General features: G+C 71.1%; 1 protein-coding gene. It reads right to left on the bottom strand.

Translation table 11 applies throughout. The features are described from left to right. Positions 1-38: 38 nt before the first annotated feature. On the bottom strand, positions 39-615 hold a 577-nt coding region (locus CA983_RS44775; protein ID WP_107500378.1), incomplete at its 5' end, for an NAD(P)-dependent oxidoreductase.

Here is a 615-nt window from a genome sequence, read left to right as displayed (position 1 = left end):
GGTGCAGCGGGCGGAGGCGGCTACGGCATGAGCGCGGGTTACGGCTGGGCGAGTCGGTCCAGGGCGTCGGTGAGCGTGAGTTCACTGGCGTCCTTGACGTCGTCCCACCGCGCCAGCGTGGTCGCGGCCGCGCGCAGCATCTCCGGCGGAAGACCAGCGGCCGCGAGCATGTCGGTGGCTTCCTCCAGCTCCGGGCCCCAACGCCAGGCACGTGCCGCGGTTTTGGCGATGTACTCGGGCTCGGAGAGGTACGAGGTGGTGCGCCGTGAGGCGATGCCGATGAGCTCCTGGTCGACGCCGTGCTCGCGCGCCATGCCGACCGCGAGCGCCACCAGCACCCGGCTGGTCTTCTGGAAAGAGGCGTACGCCAGCTTCAGCGCGGATGCCTTCCCGACGTCCGTGCCTAGCACCGCCGTTCGGACGGCGGTGCCCGCAAACAGCGCCTCGATACGCCCGGTCGCGTCGGCCAGGCCGGACAGGTACAAGGTCGGCGTCTTGCCGCCGACTGGCGGTGAGCCGACGACGCCGCCGTCCACGACGGTCGCGCCGTGTTCGAGTAGCGCGGCGATCCGCTGCACGCGCTCGGGATTGATGGCGTTCGCCTCCACGTACACC

It is taken from the genome of Streptomyces swartbergensis, from assembly GCF_002148965.1.
GTDB lineage: Bacteria > Actinomycetota > Actinomycetes > Streptomycetales > Streptomycetaceae > Streptomyces > Streptomyces swartbergensis.
The sequence above is the reverse complement of the archived record's forward strand: the minus strand, read 5'-3'. Positions and strand labels throughout refer to the sequence as shown.